Origin of the sequence: Dehalococcoides sp. (assembly GCF_041654235.1) — a bacterium.
Taxonomy (GTDB): Bacteria; Chloroflexota; Dehalococcoidia; order Dehalococcoidales; family Dehalococcoidaceae; genus Dehalococcoides; species Dehalococcoides mccartyi_B.
Window position 1 is genome coordinate 1 of record NZ_JBAZDW010000074.1, and the last position, 5,584, is coordinate 5,584.

Annotated in this window: 10 protein-coding genes; all 10 read left to right on the forward strand. The window is 48.0% G+C overall.

The window, feature by feature from the left end; all coding sequences use genetic code 11:
• Positions 1–523 (forward strand): HK97 family phage prohead protease (locus tag WC259_RS07380; RefSeq protein WP_372643965.1); only part of this gene is annotated, 523 nt, incomplete at its 5' end.
• Entirely contained in the window at positions 524–1,735 is a 1,212-nt protein-coding gene (locus WC259_RS07385) for a phage major capsid protein (protein WP_372643968.1), read from the forward strand.
• A gap of 55 nt (positions 1,736–1,790) precedes the next feature.
• On the forward strand, positions 1,791–2,177 hold the full coding sequence (locus WC259_RS07390; protein WP_041331048.1) for a hypothetical protein: 387 nt from the start codon (positions 1,791–1,793) through the stop codon (positions 2,175–2,177).
• A 63-nt stretch (positions 2,178–2,240) separates the two neighbouring features.
• Positions 2,241–2,453: a hypothetical protein gene (locus WC259_RS07395; RefSeq protein WP_372643971.1), complete on the forward strand. Its 213-nt coding sequence runs from the start codon at positions 2,241–2,243 to the stop codon at positions 2,451–2,453.
• A gap of 2 nt (positions 2,454–2,455) precedes the next feature.
• Positions 2,456–3,352 (forward strand): phage head-tail connector protein, encoded by an 897-nt coding sequence (locus WC259_RS07400; protein WP_372643974.1) that lies wholly within the window; start codon positions 2,456–2,458, stop codon positions 3,350–3,352.
• A complete protein-coding gene (locus WC259_RS07405; protein ID WP_372643977.1) occupies positions 3,353–3,745 on the forward strand; it encodes an HK97-gp10 family putative phage morphogenesis protein in 393 nt (130 codons plus the stop codon). It begins immediately after the preceding gene.
• Positions 3,742–4,158, forward strand: a complete 417-nt coding sequence (locus WC259_RS07410) for a hypothetical protein (RefSeq protein ID WP_372643980.1) — start codon at positions 3,742–3,744, stop codon at positions 4,156–4,158. Before WC259_RS07405 ends, WC259_RS07410 begins: the two co-directional genes overlap by 4 nt.
• A gap of 9 nt (positions 4,159–4,167) precedes the next feature.
• Complete coding sequence (locus WC259_RS07415) at positions 4,168–4,902, forward strand: hypothetical protein (protein WP_372643983.1); 735 nt, start codon at positions 4,168–4,170, stop codon at positions 4,900–4,902.
• Positions 4,903–4,914: 12 nt separating this feature from the next.
• On the forward strand, positions 4,915–5,349 hold the full coding sequence (locus WC259_RS07420) for a hypothetical protein (RefSeq protein ID WP_372643986.1): 435 nt from the start codon (positions 4,915–4,917) through the stop codon (positions 5,347–5,349).
• A partial coding sequence (locus WC259_RS07425) for a hypothetical protein (RefSeq protein WP_372643989.1) occupies positions 5,349–5,584 on the forward strand: 236 nt, incomplete at its 3' end. The genes WC259_RS07420 and WC259_RS07425, both read left to right, overlap by 1 nt.

The window sequence follows — 5,584 nt, forward strand, 5'->3', positions numbered from 1 at the left end:
TGCCAACGAGCCAATCGGCAACATTCTTGAACTTAACGAAGATGATGTTGGCCTGCATTTCAAAGCCAAACTTTCCTTAGGCGTACAACGGGCAAGGGAAGTCCTGGCACTGATGAAAGACGATGTCATCAACACTATGTCTATAGGGTATGACACCATCACCGAGGAATGGAAGGACAAAGTCCGCCACCTCAAAGAAGTTAGATTATGGGATATCTCCCCGGTTACTTTCGCGGCCAATCCTGAGGCTGTAATTACCGGGGTTAAATCGGGGCGGGTACTATCCGCTTCCAACTTATCCAAAGTTAAAGAGGCCTTTAACGTTCTTAAAGCACTTCTGGACTCTGTAGAGCAGGACGAGGAGCCGGCTAAGTCCACTCCCCCCACTGTAAGAGACCCAGAAGCCGCTGAATTAGAGAAAGCGATTAACGACCTTAAAGCTACTTGCAATGGTTTTGACTTTAAAAAAGCTGAAGCCAGTATCGCAAGCAATTTCAAGAAAATAGAAGGAGAAAACAAATAAATGGACACCAAAGAATTAGCCGAACAGATACAGGGTGCAGTTGCTGACCTCAGGAATCATGCTGCCCTGATGGACGAGGAAGCCAAGAAATACGGCGCTGCCTCTGCCACGGCTCAGGCTACTATGGAAAAACTGAATACCCGCATTGACGGGCTGGAGTTGAAACTTCAGAAAAACGCTATCGTACCGCCCGGTGAGGCTGAAAATGCCGAAAAGAAAGCGCATTCCGCTGCCTTTTTCAAGTGGATGCGGCAGGGCAAATCAGGGCTGGAACCCGCTGAACGCAAAGCCCTTGTTCAGGACACTACCGGTCTTTATCTGGTGCCTGAGGAGATAGAGAAGGAAATCATAAGGGCTATTCCCCAGCTGAACATTTTCCGCACCTTGGTTCCTTCTCGCCCTATTACCACTGACAAAATCCGCAAGCGGACTCTGACCGAGGTATCTATGGGTTGGGGCAAGATAGAAACTGGTGCAAGCATCACCGAGTCCACCCCCACTCCTGCCACTTCCTACATTTACGCCGAAGACCTTTACGGCCTGACCAAAATCGGCGAGGATGAACTGGCTGATGTGGATGCCAACCTGTCTGCCATTATCGCTGACAGTTTTGGCATTGCGAGAGCTAACGCTGAGGAAGTTGCCTTCGCAATCGGTACCGGTCATACTTATGCCCAGCCTTGCGGTATTGCCGTAGACTCTACCCTGCTGACCAGTATCGGTAGCGGCGCTGGAGCGGGTACTGTCGGCACTTATGGCCGCACTTGGACTACTGATGACACTGTCACTGTTGAAGACCTCCTGAAGTGCGAATATGCTCTACCAGCTCAGTACAAGAAAGGCGCTGTCTGGCTGATGAACAGCAAGACTGAACTGGCTCTGCGCCTGCTTCGTGCAGGTGGCAGCACTACTACTGACGGCCCGTTCCTGTGGCAGCCTTCACTGATTGCCGGTCAGCCCAACACCTTTGACGGCTTCCCTGTACACAACAACGACAGTATGAAATACCCTGCTGATACTACTGCCGGTATCAACGTTATATTCGGCAATTTCCAGCAGGGTTATCGCATCGTTGACCGCCAGGGCATGTTCATCCAGAGGCTGGACGAACTTTATTCCGAATCTGGTCTCGTGGGCTTCAAGGCTCACTTCCGTGTAGGTGGCGATATAATCCGCCACGCTGCCTTCCAGGTTATTGCCAACGATGTCTAAATCCCCAGAGGGGGAGCGGTCATTCCGCTCCCCCTACTAAATATAAGGAGCAGAAATGACCATACGAGCATTAAACGACATTGACGCCACGATTACAGTTGGCGCAGACACTACCGGTGCATTTCCTGTCAGCGTCCAGCTTACTGGCCCAACCGGTAAAGACCTGCAGGAAGCGCGGGTAGTCAAATACTATCTGGCAAAAGACACAACCGGTGACACCCTCTGTGTTGACGGCACTGATACCTCCGACATAACTATAGGCACAGACGGCACTATCATTGCCGAAACCGCAGCTGATGTGGCCGGCATAGTCAAGAGTGAGGCTGACGGCGACATTGATTTTGTGGTTACCGTACTCACAACCAAAAAGGCTTACCTTGTTATCGTTCTGCCTGACGGAGAGCTTGTTATCTCCGCTGAAATGGCTTATACAGCCGAATAATTCCGATAGGCTTTGGGGGTTGGGCCTTTTAACCAACCCCCATTTTTAAAGAGGTACCCAATTATGAGACTTCGCATATTAAAAGATTGCTATTCAGTATTTGGATTGCTTAGAGCAGGTCAGATTGCAGATATACCAGAACCTGAAGCCACAGAATGGCAAAAGAGCGGACTTGCCATGCAAGATAAGGCATATGAACCAACTGAGAATAAATCAGTGCAAATTGTACCTGATAAGCCCAAGCGCAAGGCGCAGTACAGAACAAAGGGGCGATAAAGATGAACTACACAATAATTAAAGGCTCATTCGGACATAGCCTCAATTTTGCGATTAAAGACGCTGACGGCAATGCCAGGGACTGCACAGGTTATACAGCTAAGTTGCAGGTATGGTCTCCATTAACCCCTGAAACCTTACTGCTGGATGCCGCTTGCGTATGGATAGATGACTCAGCTGGCACTTGTGCTTATACAATACCGCTGGCGACCACCTTCTCTGCGGAAGGAGTTTACCAGTATGCTATCGTGCTGTCAGTCAGTACTACTATCAGCGAACCTGCCTTATTCGGGTTTATTACTGTTATTCAGGGCGGTACAGGCTACTGTACGCTTGAGGAAGTCAAAGACGAAATAGGCATTGAAAACAGTGACGAGGACAGCAAACTTCAACGGGTAATAACCAACGTCACAGGGCTTATAGATTCCTATTGTCATAGGTCTTTTAACTCGGTATCAGCTACCCGATATTTTGATGGTGCAGGTAATGCCCTATTTATTGATGACCTTATTTCAGTAACAGGCGAAGGCGAGAGCATCAAGATTGATAATGGTGCCGGCACTTGGGCCAGTACAATGGCTGTTACCGATTATATTCTCTATCCTCTGAATACTCTGCCTAAGACCAAACTAGAGCTGTCTACTTATTCCAATTTCGGCAGTTTCGCAAGCGGAATAAAGCAGGGTGTCAAAATCACCGGCACGTGGGGATATCCCAGTGTCCCGGCTGACATTAAAGCGGCTGCCCTAATGTGGGTTGTGATTCTATGGAACGCCAGAAAAGCTGGCTATTCCAAGACTATCGGCAACGAGGCTATCGGGGTTATCACGATTGATAAAGACCCCCCGTCTGAGGTTAAGAAAATACTTAACCCTTATCGGAAAATCAGGTGGCTGTAAATGGACGCCGACATCAAGATAGAGGGGCTAGATGCATTACAAACAAAAATCGGTGATGGCAAAATCATACAGGATACTGCCAAAGATACCTTAACCAAAGCCGCTGTCTTTATTACTAACCAAGCCAAACTTAATGCCACCGGCAGACCAGGCCCGAATGTCCAAACTGGCAGACTTCGCAAGAGTATTGCCTGGCAGATAGACGGAGCGGCTATTCCAGCATGGGCAAAGGTCAAAACGAATGTTGTATATGCCCCATTCCTTGAGTTCGGTACAAGCCGCATGAAAGCTTATCCGTTCTTCGGGCCGGTCTTAGAACAGCATCAGAATGAAATATCTGACATTTTGGGCGAGGCAGTAAACGTTCTTGAGAATGAATGGGGGCGTAAATGAGCATATCTAATATCAGAACAGCCCTGAAACAGGGATTACAGACCATAGACGGTATGCACGTTTACGAGAAAGTCCCTGAAAAAATAGAACAATTCCCTGCCTGTGTTATCTCACCCAAAAGAGGTGACTATAACCAGCAGTTTACTAACTCATTCGCAATCAACTTCACTGTGACATTACTTATTGGACGCTGGGGGGATATCAAAGAGGCACAGGACAAACTGGACAGTTACTTGATGCCCACCGGCTCATTATCCATTAAGGCGGCTATTGAAGCCTCAGCGGCAGCCGATGTGGTACACGTTTATGCCTTTGAAGATTACGGGGGTATCCAATTCGCATCGGGCAATCAATACGCAACTGGCAGTGAAGTCTATTTGGGGTGTCATTTCATGGTTTCAATATTTGTTTAGAGGTGAACGATGGGTAAATATCTCGGCCAAAATTGCAGATTATATATTAACGGGTATGAGATAGGTTCAATTATTGAGTCTCTCACCCCCAACCCTGAAGTAGAACTGCATCCCTACGCTGTTATGGACGGCTCAGGCGGTTATCACCAGCTTAGAGGTCTCCATAATGACACTCTGGAATTAGACGGGCTGTTTGATGACAACTATCAGGGTGTCTTAGCCTCGCTCAGAGAGGCAAGTACTGGATATGCAGTATTGATACCCTTCGGTGTTTCGTCAGGTTGTAAGGGACTGGCCCACAATGAGGTTAAGTTAAGCGACCTCAAGATGAATGCGGTAGTAACCGATATAAACCGGATATCCGCCAAGCTCATGGTTGAGAATGACTATTTTGAAGATATAACCGTCATTTCGGCTTTTGATACAAAGACTGACACCGGGGAAGGTTCTTCTATTGACGAAGACGCAGAATCCTCAGACGGTGCGTCCGCTTATCTGCAAATTACCAGTTTGGGGGCAGATGAAACTCTGGAAGTCAAGATACAGGAGTCCAGTGATGATGGCGATACTGACGCGTGGTCTGACCTGATTACCTTTACCACTTTGGATGGCGCAGTAGCCACCAGCACAGCAGAGAAGAAGGCAGTCAGCGGTACGGTTGAACGGTATATCAGGGCAGTCTGGACATTCAGCGGTTCTTCACCCTATGCAGGGTCTTTCATACTCGGTTGGAAAAGAAATTAGGAGGATAATTAAATGGCGACTTCGGGTAAAGCACATGGTTCAAAACTTGTTTTCAAACTGGATAATCAGGCAGGTACACTCAAGGATATTTCGTCTTATGTTAAATCGGTAGATGGTCTGCCGGCTGAAATTGAAATGAATGACGTTACCTGCGGTGGGGCTGTCGGTCACCAATGGTTCAGGGGCCTTCCGTCCGGGGACATCAAAATAGAGTGCGTATTTGACGATACTGCTGATTCAGCCTGGGATGTCATTAAGGACTTTAAGATTGACACTACTCCCCGGTCATTTGAATATGGCCCGGCCGGTTCTACCAGCGGGTATGTAAAGATAACCGGTGAGTGCGTTATCAAGTCATGTCCTCTGTCTGCCAAATCCACTGACCCGCTTACCTTTGTTATCAACGCTTCTCTTGATGGGGCGGATGTTGTGGGAGTGTACTCTTAATGAGCAAATTCTTCGTAGAAAACGAAACTAAGAGGATTACTTTCCCTGATGGTGAGTGGGTTGACGTTAAAGAGGAAATGACCCAGGCAGACCAGGACTACATATTAAACCAGATGGCCAAAGCTGAAAATCTTTCAGGCAAGGCATCTTTCAGTATGTCGCTCGGACGGATGGCCATGCTGGAACGGGGAATCGTGGCGTGGTCTTTTTCTGAAAACGGTGGCCCTGTACCAGT

Coding starts and splice junctions, on each gene's coding strand:
- WC259_RS07385 (WP_372643968.1), top strand. CDS start 524: ATGGACACCAAAGAATTAGCCGAACAGATACAGGGTGCAGTTGCTGAC.
- WC259_RS07390 (WP_041331048.1), top strand. CDS start 1,791: ATGACCATACGAGCATTAAACGACATTGACGCCACGATTACAGTTGGC.
- WC259_RS07395 (WP_372643971.1), top strand. CDS start 2,241: ATGAGACTTCGCATATTAAAAGATTGCTATTCAGTATTTGGATTGCTT.
- WC259_RS07400 (WP_372643974.1), top strand. CDS start 2,456: ATGAACTACACAATAATTAAAGGCTCATTCGGACATAGCCTCAATTTT.
- WC259_RS07405 (WP_372643977.1), top strand. CDS start 3,353: ATGGACGCCGACATCAAGATAGAGGGGCTAGATGCATTACAAACAAAA.
- WC259_RS07410 (WP_372643980.1), top strand. CDS start 3,742: ATGAGCATATCTAATATCAGAACAGCCCTGAAACAGGGATTACAGACC.
- WC259_RS07415 (WP_372643983.1), top strand. CDS start 4,168: ATGGGTAAATATCTCGGCCAAAATTGCAGATTATATATTAACGGGTAT.
- WC259_RS07420 (WP_372643986.1), top strand. CDS start 4,915: ATGGCGACTTCGGGTAAAGCACATGGTTCAAAACTTGTTTTCAAACTG.